Source organism: Aquiflexum balticum DSM 16537 (genome assembly GCF_900176595.1).
Classification (GTDB): Bacteria; Bacteroidota; Bacteroidia; order Cytophagales; family Cyclobacteriaceae; genus Aquiflexum; species Aquiflexum balticum.
Genome location: NZ_LT838813.1, coordinates 5,770,597 through 5,787,393 on the forward strand (window position 1 = coordinate 5,770,597; position 16,797 = coordinate 5,787,393).

At 38.6% G+C, this 16,797-nt stretch carries 11 protein-coding genes; 6 read left to right on the plus strand and 5 right to left on the minus strand.

Annotated elements, in window-relative coordinates:
• Positions 1–138 precede the first annotated feature (138 nt).
• Positions 139–1,857, plus strand: a complete 1,719-nt coding sequence (gene lysS, locus B9A52_RS24530; protein WP_084123195.1) for a lysine--tRNA ligase — start codon at positions 139–141, stop codon at positions 1,855–1,857.
• 61 nt (positions 1,858–1,918) lie between these two features.
• On the opposite strand, the gene B9A52_RS24535 is transcribed toward lysS, so the two are convergent.
• Positions 1,919–2,743, minus strand: coding sequence for a methyltransferase domain-containing protein (locus B9A52_RS24535; RefSeq protein ID WP_157370289.1), 825 nt, complete (start codon positions 2,741–2,743; stop codon positions 1,919–1,921).
• A gap of 188 nt (positions 2,744–2,931) precedes the next feature.
• Here B9A52_RS24535 and metK point away from each other — a divergent pair, with 188 nt between their 5' ends.
• The 3 genes from metK to B9A52_RS24550 all read left to right on the plus strand — a co-directional run bounded on the left by metK (position 2,932) and on the right by B9A52_RS24550 (position 7,130).
• Positions 2,932–4,185 carry a methionine adenosyltransferase gene (metK, locus tag B9A52_RS24540; protein ID WP_084123197.1) on the plus strand — a complete coding sequence of 418 codons (1,254 nt, stop codon included), beginning with the start codon at positions 2,932–2,934 and terminating at the stop codon, positions 4,183–4,185.
• A 56-nt stretch (positions 4,186–4,241) separates the two neighbouring features.
• Positions 4,242–5,561, plus strand: a complete 1,320-nt coding sequence (gene ahcY / locus B9A52_RS24545; protein ID WP_084123198.1) for an adenosylhomocysteinase — start codon at positions 4,242–4,244, stop codon at positions 5,559–5,561.
• 354 nt (positions 5,562–5,915) lie between these two features.
• Positions 5,916–7,130: an arginine deiminase gene (locus B9A52_RS24550; RefSeq protein WP_084123199.1), complete on the plus strand. Its 1,215-nt coding sequence runs from the start codon at positions 5,916–5,918 to the stop codon at positions 7,128–7,130.
• A gap of 679 nt (positions 7,131–7,809) precedes the next feature.
• Here B9A52_RS24550 and B9A52_RS24555 read toward each other — a convergent pair.
• On the minus strand, positions 7,810–9,138 hold the full coding sequence (locus tag B9A52_RS24555) for an IS110 family RNA-guided transposase (RefSeq protein ID WP_084123200.1): 1,329 nt from the start codon (positions 9,136–9,138) through the stop codon (positions 7,810–7,812).
• Between the two features lie 308 nt (positions 9,139–9,446).
• Positions 9,447–10,745, minus strand: coding sequence for a carotene biosynthesis protein (locus B9A52_RS24560; protein ID WP_231955406.1), 1,299 nt, complete (start codon positions 10,743–10,745; stop codon positions 9,447–9,449).
• Between the two features lie 489 nt (positions 10,746–11,234).
• Here B9A52_RS24560 and B9A52_RS24565 point away from each other — a divergent pair, with 489 nt between their 5' ends.
• Entirely contained in the window at positions 11,235–12,626 is a 1,392-nt protein-coding gene (locus B9A52_RS24565) for an undecaprenyl-phosphate glucose phosphotransferase (protein ID WP_084123201.1), read from the plus strand.
• 723 nt (positions 12,627–13,349) lie between these two features.
• On the opposite strand, the gene B9A52_RS24570 is transcribed toward B9A52_RS24565, so the two are convergent.
• The gene (locus tag B9A52_RS24570) at positions 13,350–14,627 is read right to left on the minus strand and encodes an ATP-grasp domain-containing protein (protein ID WP_231955411.1); all 1,278 of its coding nucleotides are present in this window, start codon (positions 14,625–14,627) and stop codon (positions 13,350–13,352) included.
• 300 nt (positions 14,628–14,927) lie between these two features.
• Between B9A52_RS24570 and B9A52_RS24575 the strand changes: the two genes are divergently transcribed.
• Positions 14,928–15,170 carry a hypothetical protein gene (locus B9A52_RS24575; protein WP_084123202.1) on the plus strand — a complete coding sequence of 81 codons (243 nt, stop codon included), beginning with the start codon at positions 14,928–14,930 and terminating at the stop codon, positions 15,168–15,170.
• On the opposite strand, the gene B9A52_RS24580 is transcribed toward B9A52_RS24575, so the two are convergent.
• Positions 15,160–16,785 (minus strand): GNAT family N-acetyltransferase, encoded by a 1,626-nt coding sequence (locus B9A52_RS24580; protein ID WP_084123203.1) that lies wholly within the window; start codon positions 16,783–16,785, stop codon positions 15,160–15,162. The two genes, B9A52_RS24575 and B9A52_RS24580, sit on opposite strands and share 11 nt — an antisense overlap.
• Between the last annotated feature and the right edge of the window lie 12 nt (positions 16,786–16,797).

Consider the following 16,797-nt stretch of genomic DNA (forward strand, 5'->3'; position numbering starts at 1 on the left):
GAACTATTGAAAAAATAAATTTTGACTTATCATTAAATAATCAATTGATAAAGAATTCGAGGCAATAGAAAAGATTTTGAAAAATTTGTGTTTTTTAATCTTGTGTCTTGTGTCTTATGTCTAAAATCTTAACACGAAATGCAATTACTAAGCGAACAGGAAATAGAAAGAAGAAAAGATAGGGAAGAGTTGATAAAAATGGGCATTGACCCCTACCCTGCCCATTCATTTCCGATCAATGTTACAGCCGCGGACATTCATACAAATTATGAAAACCGTAAGTTAGATTATAAAGATATCTCTATTGCAGGCAGGTTGATGACCAAAAGAATCATGGGTTCAGCTTCATTTGCTGAAATCCAGGATTCGACGGGAAGACTTCAGATTTACCTGAGAAGAGATGACCTTTGTCCAGGAGAAGACAAGACTTTTTACAATACTGTATTTAAAAAGCTTTTGGGAATCGGGGATTTTGTAGGCTTGAAAGGATATATTTTCACCACCCAAACCGGAGAGATTTCACTTCATGTCACAGACTTGAAAATCCTCTCCAAATCCATTAAACCACTTCCAGTGGTCAAACGGGATGAAGAGGGCAATGTCTATGACGGCTTTACCGACCCTGAATTAAGATACAGACAACGCTATGTTGATTTGACGGTAAATCCTGAGGTTAAGAAAGTATTCGTCACCCGTTCCAAAATCATCAGCAATATGCGCCGCTATTTTGATGACCATGGCTGGTTGGAAGTGGAGACCCCTATTCTCCAGCAAGTACATGGAGGTGCTGCGGCAAGGCCTTTCACTACGCATCATAATACCCTTGACATGGAGCTTTTCTTAAGGATAGCAAATGAGCTCTATCTAAAAAGACTGATTGTTGGTGGTTTTGAAGGAGTTTATGAGTTTGGGAAAATGTTCAGAAATGAAGGCATGGACCGTACCCACAATCCTGAATTCACTTCCTTGGAAATCTATGTGGCCTACAAAGACTACATCTGGATGATGGAAATGGTGGAGGAATTAATTGAAAAAGTAACAGAATCCATCCATGGCACTACTATTTTAAATGTGGGTGACAATCAGATTGACTTTGCCGGTCCCTATAGGAGGCTGACCATGTTGGATTCCATCAAAGAATATGCAGGAGTGGATGTCAGTGAAATGGATGAGGAAGGATTGAAAAAAGTATGTGCTGACTTTGGAATTGCAATTGACAACACGATGGGCAAGGGAAAGCTTATAGATGAAATATTCGGAGAAAAAGTGGAGTCGAATCTGATTCAGCCGACTTATATCACCGACTATCCAGTAGAAATGACCCCTTTGGCCAAGAAACACCGAAGCAAAGAAGGATTGGTAGAAAGATTTGAGCTTTTTGTTAATGGAAAAGAAATAGCCAATGCCTATTCAGAACTAAATGACCCGATTGTACAAAGAGAAAGATTCGAAGAGCAGTTGAAATTGGCAGCTAGGGGTGACGATGAGGCGATGGCAATGGATGAGGATTTTCTACGTTCTTTGGAATATGGCATGCCCCCTACCTCAGGTTTGGGTATAGGGATAGACAGGTTGACCATGTTGTTGACCAATAAAACTACCATTCAGGAAGTGCTGTTTTTCCCCCAAATGAGACCGGAGAAAAAAATGAAGATTGCTTCTGACGAGGATTTTATGGCATTGGGTATTCCAGCAGGATTAATCCCGGCCATCCGCGACCTGAATATCCATACTATCGAGCAACTGAAAGAACAGGATGTCAACAAACTCTTCAATGATGTCTGTGGGAGGAGGAAAAAGTTGAAGCTTGAAGTGGAGAATCCTTCGAAAGAAGATGTAGAAAAGTGGATTTCCTGAGTTAGAATTTTATAATAAAACCAAAAAGACCAGGCCTGAGGCCTGGTCTTTTTGGTTTAAATTACTTTTTCCCAGCTTTAGGAAAATGATACATGGTTATTGATTTTGTCATACCATAAAATTTTTCTTTATACATTGTGGCTTCTGGAAATAACTCCTTCATTTGCTTAGCCCCCAAAAGGGTAATTCCATCAACACGTTTCCTTGCTTGCTCAATGTTTTTCGTTTTTTGTCTGAACTGGTTTACTATTCTTGCCCGAATCCCTTTTGGAAGAAAGTGAACAAAAGGCAACCTAAAATGCGGTTCAAAAAAGAAATGATAGTTAGGTGTTTGGATATAATAATTTAGTCCCACTCTTCGGAATTCCTTTGCCATTTGTTTTTGATTTTCGTACTCTCCTACATGTTCAATTACTGAATTGGAAAATACAATATCAAATTCACCATCGGCATATTGGGACAAATCCAAAGCACTCCCAGCTACTGAATTAAATATATCCTTATTTTCAATCTTAATTTCCATAAGATTTAAAAGGGTGATTTTCACATTCTCTTCAGCTTTAAAATTCACCATCTTCCAATAATTTTCTGTACCACCTATATCTAAGATATTTAGGAACTTTCCATTCTTTGGTGAAATGCTTTTCAGTAATGAAATGAAATGGGAAAATCTTTTTCTTCTAAAATTTAATTGTAGGGACTGCTGGGTTGTCAGATTTTTATCTGGTGAAATATTAACGTTTGTCATAAAGTGAATAATTAAATAATTGAGTGATAAGGGGAAAGAATTACAAGATTTTAATTTTTGATTTTCAAAATAACAAAAGATTTTATAATTATGTGCAAAGTTTAAAATTAAGAATAATATTGAAATATTCAATTTCATGTTTTTTACTTTGAATTTTTGATATTTGTTTGTTTTAGTTTTAACACCCAATTAAATTATCAACGGTTACCTTATTCTTTTAAATCAAAATTTCAATGTTTAAATTCTCCAATTGCCAATTTTAAAAAAAGTCTTTTCTATTTGATATTGCTTTATAAATTCTTTCAATAACTAAAATATAAAATAAAATGCCTTACTTATTTACTTCAGAATCAGTATCTGAGGGTCATCCTGACAAAGTTGCGGACCAGATCTCAGATGCATTGATTGACAATTTTTTGGCTTTCGATCCCCGTTCCAAAGTAGCCTGTGAAACATTGGTCACCACCGGTCAGGTAGTGCTTGCCGGTGAGGTAAAATCAGAAACCTATCTCGACGTTCAAAAAATCGCAAGGGATGTGATCAACCGGATCGGTTATACCAAAGGCGAATACATGTTTGACGGTAATTCCTGTGGGGTGCTTTCCGCCATTCATGAACAGTCTCCCGATATCAATCAGGGAGTCGACAGGTCCAATCCCGAAGAACAGGGAGCAGGAGACCAGGGTATGATGTTCGGTTATGCTACCAAGGAAACAGATAATTATATGCCTTTGGCCCTGGAACTTTCACATAGAATCCTGAAAGAACTGGCCATGCTGAGAAGGGAAAAAAAGGATATTCCGTACCTGAGGCCTGATGCCAAATCACAGGTCACCATAGAATATTCGGATGATAATGTCCCCCAAAGGATTGACACCATTGTCATTTCCACCCAGCATGATGATTTTGATGATGAACCCAAGATGTTGGCCAAAATCAAAGAGGATCTGATACAAATTCTCATTCCAAGAGTGATATCCAAACTGAAACCCAATATACAGGCCTTATTTACCGATGAGATAACTTATCATATCAATCCCACCGGGAAGTTTGTCATCGGAGGCCCTCATGGAGATACAGGTCTGACGGGAAGAAAAATCATTGTTGATACCTATGGCGGTAAAGGGGCCCATGGCGGCGGGGCATTCTCAGGCAAAGACCCTTCCAAAGTTGACAGGTCTGCGGCTTATGCTACCAGGCATATTGCCAAGAATATGGTGGCGGCAGGAGTGGCAGATGAAGTTCTGGTACAGGTTTCCTATGCGATTGGTGTTGCCAAACCTATGGGGATTTATGTCAATACCTATGGCACTTCGAAAGTAGGCATGGGAGATGGAGAAATTGCCAAAAAAATTGAGGCCATATTTGACATGAGACCCTATGCCATTGAGCAAAGGCTCAAACTCCGCAATCCAATCTATGAGGAGACGGCGGCCTATGGCCATATGGGCAGAGAAAATGAAGTTGTCACTAAAACCTTCAAAACACCTGATGGCAAAACATTGACATTTGATGTGGAACTGTTCACCTGGGAAAAGCTTGACTTTATCGATAGAATCAAAGAAGTTTTCTCAATTTAAATTTTAGCCAAAAATCTTATAATTGAAATATTTTAATCATTTAAAATTTTATTATCATGTCTGAAATCAAATCAAAAGTATACACACCTTTCAAAGTGAAGGACATTTCATTGGCTGAGTGGGGGAGAAAAGAAATCAAGTTGGCCGAAGCGGAGATGCCCGGACTTATGGCCATAAGAGAGGAATATGGGCCTTCCCAGCCTTTGAAGGGCGCAAGAATTGCCGGATGTCTTCATATGACCATTCAGACGGCGGTATTGATAGAGACGTTGACCGCTTTGGGAGCTGAGGTGACCTGGTCTTCTTGCAATATATTTTCGACCCAGGACCATGCCGCTGCCGCAATTGCAGCTGCAGGAATTTCGGTCTATGCCTGGAAAGGAATGACTGCCGAAGAGTTTGACTGGTGTATCGAACAGACCCTTTTCTTTGGTGAGGAAAAGAAGCCATTGAATATGATTCTGGATGATGGCGGAGACCTGACCAATATGGTATTCGATAACTATCCTGAACTGGTTTCTGGTATCAAAGGACTCTCCGAGGAGACGACCACAGGTGTCCACAGGCTGTATGAGCGGATGAAAAAAGGCACCCTTCCCATGCCGGCCATCAATGTGAACGATTCGGTCACAAAATCAAAATTTGACAACAAATACGGATGTAAGGAATCACTGGTAGATGCTATCAGAAGGGCAACCGATATCATGATGGCGGGGAAAGTGGCCGTTGTGGCAGGTTATGGAGATGTGGGCAAAGGCTCCGCAGCTTCTCTGAGAGGTGCCGGAGCAAGGGTGATTGTCACCGAGATCGATCCGATCTGTGCCCTGCAGGCTGCCATGGACGGATTTGCTGTGAAGAAAATGGTAGATGCGGTAAAAGAGGCTGATATTGTCGTGACGGCAACTGGTAATAAAGACATCATCACAAAAGAGCATTTTCTTGCGATGAAAGATAAAACCATAGTGTGTAACATCGGCCATTTTGACAATGAAATAGATATGGCCTGGTTGAACAAAACCTATGGACAGACCAAAGATGTGATCAAACCACAGGTAGATCTGTATAACCTCGACGGCAAGGAGTTGATCATTTTGGCGGAAGGCAGATTGGTGAATCTGGGCTGCGCAACGGGACACCCGTCTTTTGTGATGTCAAATTCCTTTTCCAATCAGACGCTGGCACAGCTTGAACTTTGGTTGAATACAGACCAATATGAGCCCGGTGTTTATGTACTTCCTAAGCATTTGGACGAAAAAGTAGCTGCTTTGCATCTGGCCAAGTTAGGTGTTGAGTTGGATATCCTTACAACGGATCAGGCTGAATATATCGGGGTGACTCCTGAAGGTCCCTACAAGCCTGAATATTATAGATATTAATCAGGCCTTGCAAAGAAAAAGCGCATTGGAAGGAATTTCAATGCGCTTTTTTTATTTATTACCAAATCATTTTTCTCAATAAATTGATAGAATAATGATAGTCCAATTCTTTACCACAATCCCAAAATTTTACCCAGACCTGTTAGAAGACAGAAGTTGGAAGACCCCCGCCTGACAGATGGCAGGAATGGACCAGCCTTTTCCGTCTCTGCCCAGAAATTATTTTCAAATTCAATTTAGGCTACATCGCGTTCAAATAAATTAAATTGATATTTTTAAATAATCCCGTCAAAATTTCAACCTTATTTTAATAGTATTGTATTTATTTGATCAATTCTAGTAATAAAACAAACCATGAACCTACGACTTAACTCTGAATTTGGAACATTGAAGGCTGTGCTGATGCATAGACCCGGGAAGGAAATAGATAGATTGACTCCTTATAATAAAGAGTTACTCCTTTTTGAAGATGTGCCGTATTTAGAAGCCATGCAAAAAGAACATGATGTCTTTACCGATCTGATTAAGCAGACTACTGGCGCGCAGGTTTATAGATTACATGAATTATTGATACAGGTCCTTTCAAACAGTGAGGTTCTTGAGAAATTGATGCATGACGCACTTTCCAAATCCGGATTAACGCATTTCAAGGAGTATATTTTTGACCGACTTTCCACAGCAGAATGCGCAACAGCACTTACGGCCGGAGTTAAGGTCCATGAACTGAAAAGAAAAATCCCCAACCTGCCGGCAGGAGAATTGATGGATTATGCGTTCGTGATTCCACCAAGCCCGAATCTTTATTTCCAAAGAGACCCTATGGCCATCACACCGGGAGGAATTATTTTCTCCAGCATGAAAATGGAAGGAAGGCAAAGGGAAGCGAATCTTTTACGGTCGATCTTTGAAAATCACCCTGATTTTAAAGACCACGTCCATCAGATTTATCCGGTAAATGGACATGAATCACCTCCCAGTGTAGAAGGAGGAGATGTAATCGTGCTCTCCAAAAAAGCAGTGGCCATTGGAAATTCTGAACGTACCGATGAAAAAGCCATCTACCATATAGCTAAATCCTTACTTGCTGAAGGGACAGTGGAACGTGTTTATGAGGTTCATCTTCCTAAAAAAAGACAATACATGCATTTGGATACTGTGTTTACCATATTGGATGAAAACCTGGTACTTACCTACCCTGACGCCCTTAATTCCGTACTGCAAACTTCTCTTTATACCCTAAAAGAAATCAAAGACGATAAAGTACATATAAAAAGACAAGTGCTAAATGAATCCTTGCTGACTGTCTTGGAAAAAGAAATCTTACACCTTGAAATTCTTTCGACCGCAGATGGGAAACCTGATTATTCCATGCGGGAGCAATGGTTTGATGGTGCCAATGTCTTTGCGATAGGACCAAGAAGGGTGATTTCATACAACCGAAATATACATACCAATCGGGCTTTAAGGAATATGGGGGTAGAAGTATTGGAAATCCCATCCTCAGAATTGTCCAGGGGCTTGGGCGGACCTAGGTGTATGACCATGCCGCTGAGTAGGGCAAAGATTTGACAGTTTACAGGGAGCAGTTGCAGTGTGAGGAGTTAGCAGTCTCAGTTTACGGGGGCAGTTGCAATAGACAGTTTCAGTGTGGTGTCCGATGACCGATGACGGATGTTGGCTTCCTCAAAAACCTGAAGGACTGACATTCTGAGTTTTCAACATTTTTAAAATGTTCAGAATAGGAAATGACATCTTGGTAAATTCAGCATCAATAGGAATGTGGCTTTAGCCCATTCATAAATATATGCACGATACCAATGGGCTTTAGCCAAAATAGAAAGAAGGTTTTAAGGTTTGCAATTTGGTTTGGCTAAAGCCAAAGAGAATAAATCTCTTTTTTTACCTCCTGCTAAAGCAGAAGGTGTTTTTTTGGAACCCATTAATTTCCCAGCCTTCAAATCCATTATGACGCTCCAAAATTTTGTCATTGGTAGTCCTCAACATATTGTAAATGTTCAGAAAGGGTAATGACATCGGATTTCTCGTCATTCAGAGCCGCAGCTTGCTAAGGCGAATGCCTGCCCCGCAGAATTGCGGGGAATCCCCTAAACCTCAGGAGATGCTTCTCTTCGTTCTGCATGACGCTCCGAAATTTCGTCATTGGTAGTAATGAAAATTGGCATTTACAGAAAGTGTAATGACATCTAAACGGGGATCAGACCTCTCCTGACGTACCAATGACATAAAATCATTCTTCATGTAAATTAAGGATTTTCTCTTCAATTTCTTGTGGGACAATATCCATGTTCAGTTCCACTGCTAGCCTTTGTATCAATTTCATTTTCTGTTTTCGCATGATTTCCTCGTAATATTTTATACCGAACTCTACAAAATCAGATCCTTTTACCATTAACCTCCAATATTGCTCTGCAAGTTTTCTTGCCATGGCCTTGATGGCTACCCTCGGACCTTTTCTTCCACATAGTCTTCTGCCGAATGCCCCGAGTGCAATTTTCTTGCTGTTCAATAGCCCTTGGGCAATTACCCTGAATATCTGGCCGGCTTTCGGTCTGCCTTTGGACTTGTTCTTTTTCTTTCTACCCGATTGGTGCTGGCCAGGGGATAGCCCCAACCAGCTGGTAAAGTGTTTTTCGGTCTTCCATCTGGAAAGATCCGGACCCGTTTCGGTCAACACTTGAAACCATGTATAATCGGTGAACCCGGACAGCTTGGTGGCATCCTTGCCACCGAATATTTTCAGAAGGTATTTTCCCAAATCCGAAACATCGGGTTTATTATGCCTGATCTGTTTTCGCTTCATACCTTTTGGGAACTCGTACAGGTCCATGTTTTGCTTATTGAATGTATCCTGGATCTTCTTATCACAGTCTGATATCTGGGCTTTGTAAAACCTGTATGCCTCATAGGCCTGTTTAAGTGCAAACAGTCCTGCTTCGGTATAAAACCCTTCAAGAGCTTTTACTATTTTCTCACCCTTTTTCTTTATCAGACTGTGATGGCACAGGGAAAGTAGTTTCTGGGGGTCCCTTTCTCCTTGGAGGATGGCTTCTATCATCACCGTTCCGCTGGCACCGTGCACCTGGCTGAGAACCTCGGGAAGCCTGATATTCATTTCAATAAGTGCTTTCTGCATATGGTTTATATGCATGGACATACTCCGGATATGGTCCTCTCTGAGCCTTTGGTAAGAGCGGAGCTCTTTCATCAGACCTTCAGCTACAAAGCACCTGTTCAACAGTCCATGGGCGTGGAGTTGGTTGATCCACTGACAGTCTTTCACATCGGTTTTCCTGCCTGGGACCTGTTTGGTCTGGCGTCCGTCAACAAGCCAGACATCAAGTCCTGCCTCTGTAAGGATATCATAGAGAATAACCCAATAGCTGCCGGTCGCTTCCATGGCAACAGAAGTGACACCTGCTTCTATTAGATAAACTGCGGCTTTCCTGAAGTCTGAAGTAAAGGTTTCAAAACTCGCGACTTCTTTTCCTTCGATGTCGACATAGATGCTCCTGGAGCCTATATCGATACCAGCTGTGTTTTGATGGATCTTTTTCATAAAACTACCTGATAAAGAAATATTGGCCTTAAGCCTGTTTGAAGAACTGTAAAAGGCAGGCTACCATTCGGACAAGCATATTGCTGTACCACTATTTCGTTCTCAATCAAACAGGACCACACTCGAGGACAGGCACGGGGCACTATACAATGGGACGGCCATACTGCTCAAGGTTACTCTAATTTACTACCATGTCATTCCTTTTTCGTATGTTTCTGAAAAAATGTTGTAAACTCGAGGTGACAAGGCAAAGTTTTATTATAGATTTAATGCTATTTGTATTACTAAACACTCGATTTCAAAATCTGTCACTGGTAGGCACGAGAAATCTTATAACCCAAATACCCAAATAACACTCCATATTCAACACCTAGCAATAGCCAAGACTCTTTAACTTCAGGATACCTGTAAGCGGCATACGAAAGAAATACCAAAAACGACCAAATTAAAAATACCCTGTTTTTTGTAAGAACACTTATTCCAAAAGCCGGAATCAGGTACCATGGATGGACTACAGGCTGCAGCAATAAAAAAATCAGGTATAACAAAACAATTCCTTCGGCCAAATCTTCGGCTTTGTCAACTTTCCAAAAGTAAACAAAACCCAAAATCCCAAAAAAAGCAACCAAATTTAAAGCAGGCCCCAAATATGCAATAGGATTATAGCCCAGAAAGAAAGATATTATTTCTCTCAAAAAATAATAAATGGAAGCATTGAATTCAAAATTTCTCTGGTACAAGCGTAAACTTTCCAAAAAACCAACAGCTCCATTTCCAATAGTCAATGGTATCAGTAAAATCAAGATAACAAGTCCGGATACTACCAAAAAAGAAATCAGTTTTTTCCCCTTCCATGCTTTCAACCACAAAGGACCAATGATCAAAGGGGTAAGTTTTAAACCTACTGCCAAAGACCATCCCAAGGAAGATGAGAATTGCTTTTTTTTGCTAAATGCATAAATTGATAATAGCAAGCCTGTCAGTACTATTCCCTCCAAATGTAGGTTTCCTGAAATCTCTATGATCACCAAAGGATTAAAGGCATACAGCCATAATACCTGATTGGATACTTTCCATTCCTGTGTGATTTTCCAAATCAGAAAAATATTCAAAATATCAAATGCAATTATGATAAATCTGATGGTGACTATATTATAAAGCAAATTTTCCCCGGACATCGCCGAAATCCAAAAGATTACCTGGTGCAAAGGAGGGTAAACCGAAAAGTAAGCCGGTGAATTCATTTGTGTCAGCAGCATTTCCCAATAAGCATTGGAAACTATACCTGTCTCCACAAATGCAACATGTGGTAAATACAAATAAGGATTTATGCCATTTCTTAACAACTGCCCATCATAAAAATATCTGTAGAAGTCATCGGAGAGTTCAGGCAAAGCTACTATAAACACCATACGCAATATAACAGCACCTACAATCCCTGACCAAAGTCCAATGACTCTATATTCAAACTCAAATACCAACAAGAGATATGAACCAAAGGCAATGACATAACCGATCAATTGCATTACAAAATCCTCTCGGGGTACCATATACCCCAAAACCAATAAAGTCAGGACAAATAAAATTCCAAAAACAGTTGCTTTCAAGATTAGTACGATGATTGATATTTCTGCAATAGAAAAAAACTTATCAATAAAAACAATGAGGCTAACCCTTTTGATTGAGATCACAGACAGTTAAATCATACCAGTAAAAATAAAATCAACATAAGTATCTGTTTTTCAATGATTTATTTAATCATAAACTAAGAATAATTTTTAATATGAAAATATTTATAAAAATTTATCTTAAAATAATTAGATAATTTTCAATGCAATTTTATGCTTTTCAAATAATTTTTTATGCATTTTGTTTTTGTTTTAAGATTTTTACTTTATATTTGAATCTCTGAAAGGTTAAAATTAATAATCAGGCAAAGAAATAGTAATGGCAAATTAACAGAAATGAAAAACAAATTTTTGTATATTTGTCATCCTTATATAAGCCAAAAAATAACCTTCAGTATTAAGTTTACCAGTTTCACTATTAATTGAACCTAATACAGGAAAATTTTACCAAATTAATTTTTAAAGGCTATGACAAATCTTCACAAAACAAATGTCCCAATTTTAATTTTCTGGGATGTGTTGAATTTATCGCTTGCGTTTTTTATATCCTTATATTTCTACAGGATAAATGACCTCTTATTCCAACAGATGGAAGTGGTGTTTCTTTTAAGTCTTATTTCCCTTTGGTTGGTGATAGGATATTCAAACAAACTTTATGGAGAATGGGCTGGCAGTAGTTTCTATAAGTCCAGGATGACCAAATACTTCAAGACTTATTTTATTCTTGCTGGAATAATAGGAATTCTTTATCTGATTTTTTCTTTTCCCAAGGATGTCAGAAATCTTTTAATGGCCATTTTGGTGGGTATCCCCTCACTTGGAGTTATTACCAATTCACTTGTGATCAGGTTTTACACCCCAATAAGAGACCGTAGAGTGAAAATGAGTACAACCTTAATAGCAGGTTCAGGTGAATTGGCCAAAAAAGTAGCAGCATCTTTGGAGTCAAATTCTTATGCCAAATTAGCGGTACAAGGTTTCATTGATTGCAGCAACGATTCATCTAAAATTAAAAAAGAAAGGGTGGTGACTAACCTTGATTCTTTGAAAGAATATTTGAAAGATAACTTTGCCGATGAAATCATCATTGCCCTCCCATACAGTGAATTGGACAAAATAAAATCCATTGTCGCCGTAGCAGATTTTCACGGGACAAGGATTCGTTTTGTACCGGATTACAATGGCATATTCGGGGAAAATGTGAAAAGCTATCAATTTGGCGACCTTCAAGTGGTCAATGTACGCCAATTGCCTTTGGATAACTGGTTCCCGAATTTTATCAAAAACATTTTTGATGTAGTCTTCGCATCTTTGGCTTTAATCGTATTGTCACCTTTTTTCTTCGTAATTGGAGCCTTGATCAAATTGGATTCACCAGGACCTGTTTTCTATACCCCTGTACGGATTGGAAAAGGCGGAAAACCGTTTAAAGTTTATAAATTCCGGACGATGAGCGATTGTGACAATATCTCAGGAGGAAGACAATCTACCGTTAAAAATGACCCCCGAATTACTAAAATAGGGAAATTCTTAAGGAAATACAGTATTGATGAAATGCCACAGTTTATAAATGTACTGACAGGAGAAATGAGTGTGGTAGGCCCTAGACCACACCGATTATTCCTAAATCAGGTTATGCAGGAAAGTGAAGATAAATACATGGTCAGACATTACTACAAGCCGGGAATCACCGGATGGGCTCAGGTGAATGGCTGGAGAGGTCCACTTGAAACCGAAAACCAGAAAAAGCAAAGGACTTCGCATGACCTTTGGTACCTCAAGCATTGGACTTTTTGGTTGGACATCAAGATTGTTTGGTTGACAGTTTTTGGCAAAAAAACCCATAAGGAAGCTTTTTAAACTACAGATTGAAATTGAAAAATATCCAAGTGCCTATTGAAAAATTCGATAGGCATTTTTTTTTAATTCGGTAATTAAAAGAATAACAAAGACGTTTCTTAAAACATCAATGTGCCGCAATCTGGAATAATGTTTGCGACAATATAATTAATTTTGGCAGTAGCCCCGTAGGGGCTTAGGATATAATAGCCCCGGGCAAAGTGCCACGAAATGTCTCTGTTCCCACAAACCTGTATGCACTGCTGCCTGGGGTTATTAAGGCAACGCTTCATGCAATTTCGGTCTTAGACCCTCTTTTGGAACACTGATCTTCTTTACCGAAATGTGGAACGCAAACCCTTAGATACCCGATCATATGCTTTTATACAATAAAAAAAATCAACGAAAATCAGTGTTTATCCGTGGTTTTTAATCTTAACCAAAGATAAACACTGGTTTCACAGATTGGAAATTTAAAATTAGATTAAGCTTTACCGTGGCATCAATAAGTGACCTCCAATTCATTTTTTTTTCTTATCCGCAATTTGAACAAGGATTTTTTTTCAAAAAGTTTGGTGATTAAACTGGGGGATCTTTTGGATGGTTTGTTTCTATTCGGTATGTAAGTATGCATTAAAAAAACAGCCTAATCCTATTTTGAGAATTTTGATATAAAAAACCGGTAAACCCATTCATTGAAACATCATACTCTCAAAGAAATAATAATTATTCTACTTCTCTTTCTTAAAAAAAGCACTTCACCTTTTTTGAAATTGTATTCTTCGTATTCCTAATAAACCTATATGCAATTGGCACAGGATCACCTAATCTATATTTTAATGGTGTACTTTGCCAAATAAAACTGGTTTTAAATATATAAGCTTTGTTTTTTACAAATAATTGTTTTAGACCTTTTAAACTGACATAAGGGATTTGCTTATAAGTCTGAGGTTCAATATTTTTCTTAATTGTCATGAGAATCAGCAGATAAGGATAATTAATTCCTGCCATAAGTGCTGCAGTCAAAGTAGCCCAAAATCGAGGATTAATCTCTACAATATTAAAAACATCATTTTCCTCATCATGTAGTAAATCCAAATCCGCAATACCACTCCAATTGAGTGATTTCATGAGTTTTTTTACAGTCTGATACAATTTATCATTGTAAATAAAATCCAAACCAATTTGGGCAGAATAGGGTTTCTCAGGATCCCACAAATTTCCTTTTTGAATAGTATAAGCTAAAATTTCACCTTCATGACAAAGCAAGTTGCATCCATAATCCGCTCCCTTTAGGAACTCTTGTAAAATATAGGCCTCATTCAGTCCATGAAGCTCAAAATACGAGGCTAATGTTTCAAAATCTTTAAATTTGACAATTCCTCTACCACTTCCAGATTTAAGCGGTTTGGCCAGTACTGGGAAATTAAGTTCAAACCTGTTCTTATCTTCCAAAAGATTTAAAGTCAAAGGAGTAGTCTTTGGACCGGGAATACCAAAACGGTCTAAATGATCCGCCAACAAATCCTTACTACTTGCAATCATAAAATTCTGATATGAAGGTAAGGGAACCAACTTTTCAGGGTTTCGTAACAGGTCCTTATTTTTGAGTATTACTTTGATAGCCGTTTCCCAAAGGGGCATTATTACATCTATTGCATGTTCCATTGTAACCTTGTTAATATTCGCTATCCACTCTGAATCACTTTTAGTTTCTGGGAAATAGATAAAACGATATATGTATCTAGAATAGCGAAAAGGAAGGTCATTCATCGTTGACATCACATAAAGCCTGATATTTTTAAAATGGGAAGCACAATTTAGGATGCTTATTATGATTGATCTTTCCCCATCAGGAATCAAAACAGAATGGGTTTGATCTGATTCTTTCATTTTGGCATTTTTAATAACAGGCAATCCACTTTGTTTAAAAGTAAGTGCAAACACACTTAAAATAATCTTTCTCAATATGTCAAAATCTCGAGAATCCTTTCGGATTAGTTTAACTAATTGACCAGACATACTAATTCAAACAGGATTGCATCCATGTTAACGAAAGGATAAATCTATCCATCTATTAAATTTTAATGTATTAAAATACCTAGAAAAAGTTACATAAATATGTGGTAACCATTATCCTCCATAAATGCAAAATTCATCCCTTAATTTTTTCTTAAATACATATCCATCTGTAAGTACCTCAGGTTCAATCATTTTTTTAGCTCGAATTCCAACACTGTCGCAAATTACTGGACTAAGGGTCACGAAGCGAAAAGTATCGGACAATGAGAATGATGGAAGGTTTTGCAAACTTAGGGTGGTGTGGAGATTGCAAATCCTGAGTATCTGGGCCTACCAGATGTGGGTAAATTCGGGATTACAAATCCCAAAAAGCAGCGGAAGTTTGGAAACTCCTGGACTCAGCGTCGCGAAGCTACAAGCTTCGGACAACAGTTAACCTTGGGGGTTGTGGGGATTGCAAATCCTGATTATCTGGGTTCGGGATTGCAAATCCCGAACAGCAAGGTAAGTAACGGGAGAGAAGGGTACAAGTCTAAGACTTGAACCAATCTAGTAAGGTCTTTTGATTTTTCCCTATCTCCAAATTCAGGTTCTCCACTGAATCATCCAAAAAATCATTTTCCAACTTCATGAATAGCCAAAGCAATTCGTCTGAACTTAAATCCTTGTAATAGGAAGCAACAAAAATTGGTGGACGGGTAATTTCTTTGGTTTCAGTCTTGGAAGCTTTGGCAGTCAAAGGGATAAACCAACAAATAGCCCTTAAATCCTTACCCTTGGTCAGGGTAAACATGGTCTGTCCGTACTCTAAACGGATCATACAATCTGCGAAAACATCCATTCTTGGGAAAAGCGATGCGTTTTCGTCAAACAAAAACAAATCCGGAATATGGTTTTCCCTAAGAATATAAGCTTCAGATAGACTTTCTAAAGAAGTGGTATTTTTCAATTTATCTTGCAGAGGTACTATAATGCTCTCTCCCTCTAAAAAATGAACATATTCCTCCTTTCTCGGGGATTTTAGCCTTTTCAAGGCAAATTTCAGCTTTAACTTCAGCCTCATTCCTGCCACATTCAAATTAGAAAGGTCCTCTCCCAAGAAACTTTTATCTTGCAACCTAGGCTTTATCCAATTTTTGACCAGTTCCAGCCACCTCTTCTTTTTGGTTTTCCAAGGGGACGTAAACCAAAACTCATAGGCCAAACTTGTTTCTGTGGCCAAAGCACTTTTATAGCCATCTGCACCACCTGGGGTCAAATCAAAATACCTAAACCCTGAATTTTTTAATGCTATCCCTAACATCAAAAATTGAAGAATCCCGGGAGAATACTTGGAGTAAAAGGGAGAATGACTGTTGATACCCTGTAGATGAACCACATCAGGCCCCATTATTCCTGCATTGGAAGCAATCAGTTTACCATCAACAGACAAGCCACTGACATGCAGAAGACCTAATTTAAAGAGTTTCAACAAAAAGGTTTTCCTTTCAGGTTCGTCGTGAAAATAGGTTTTGTTGTAAAAAGCGCCTTTCCTAAAATCACTCTGTAATGACATTTCATCGATCAAGGCACGGAAATGATCATTTCCCTTGACTTCGAAAAACTCAAGATCACCCAATCTCTTCAGTCGGTTGATTTTTTCCTTTTTGTTTTTCTTTTTCAGTTCGGATTCCAATACCTCCACATTTGTTTCCATCAATGGATGCACATACTGCCGAAGAAATGTTCTAGCGGTAAAAAAACCTTTATTTACAAAAAGGTTCAGAGGAACTTTGGCTGTCAGGTATTTGAGGTATAGGGTTTGATTCGGAAAAGCCTCGTTGATGGCAAAAAGGGCTTTTTTTAGAAATTTATCTGAAAAATTCTGCGAACTTAGCCAAGCTTGATATTCTGCCAAATCTAGACCTGCAGCAGTCAGTACCTTATTTTTTTGGGTTAGTGTCAAAAGCCCGGTCATCCTTTGACCATCCCAATCGGTAACTATTATTTTTGAAAAGGATTCAAAGCATTGATACCAGTTCAGCACAAATGCTTTGCTCTGGAAAACTGTGGCCCAAGGACAAGAATCAAACAATACATCCCATGCCTGAATGAATAATGGGTTTTTAAATAAGTTTTCTGCTTCTATGCCTTTAATGACAAAACATTTCAAATCCATAGTTCAAAAATA

What these genes read in the sequence shown, in the direction of transcription:
- ahcY (WP_084123198.1), top strand. Translation starts at nt 4,242, where the DNA reads ATGTCTGAAATCAAATCAAAAGTATACACACCTTTCAAAGTGAAGGAC.
- B9A52_RS24555 (WP_084123200.1), bottom strand. Translation starts at nt 9,138, where the DNA reads ATGAAAAAGATCCATCAAAACACAGCTGGTATCGATATAGGCTCCAGG.
- B9A52_RS24565 (WP_084123201.1), top strand. Translation starts at nt 11,235, where the DNA reads ATGACAAATCTTCACAAAACAAATGTCCCAATTTTAATTTTCTGGGAT.
- B9A52_RS24550 (WP_084123199.1), top strand. Translation starts at nt 5,916, where the DNA reads ATGAACCTACGACTTAACTCTGAATTTGGAACATTGAAGGCTGTGCTG.
- B9A52_RS24580 (WP_084123203.1), bottom strand. Translation starts at nt 16,785, where the DNA reads ATGGATTTGAAATGTTTTGTCATTAAAGGCATAGAAGCAGAAAACTTA.
- metK (WP_084123197.1), top strand. Translation starts at nt 2,932, where the DNA reads ATGCCTTACTTATTTACTTCAGAATCAGTATCTGAGGGTCATCCTGAC.
- B9A52_RS24570 (WP_231955411.1), bottom strand. Translation starts at nt 14,627, where the DNA reads ATGTCTGGTCAATTAGTTAAACTAATCCGAAAGGATTCTCGAGATTTT.
- lysS (WP_084123195.1), top strand. Translation starts at nt 139, where the DNA reads ATGCAATTACTAAGCGAACAGGAAATAGAAAGAAGAAAAGATAGGGAA.
- B9A52_RS24535 (WP_157370289.1), bottom strand. Translation starts at nt 2,743, where the DNA reads ATGAAATTGAATATTTCAATATTATTCTTAATTTTAAACTTTGCACAT.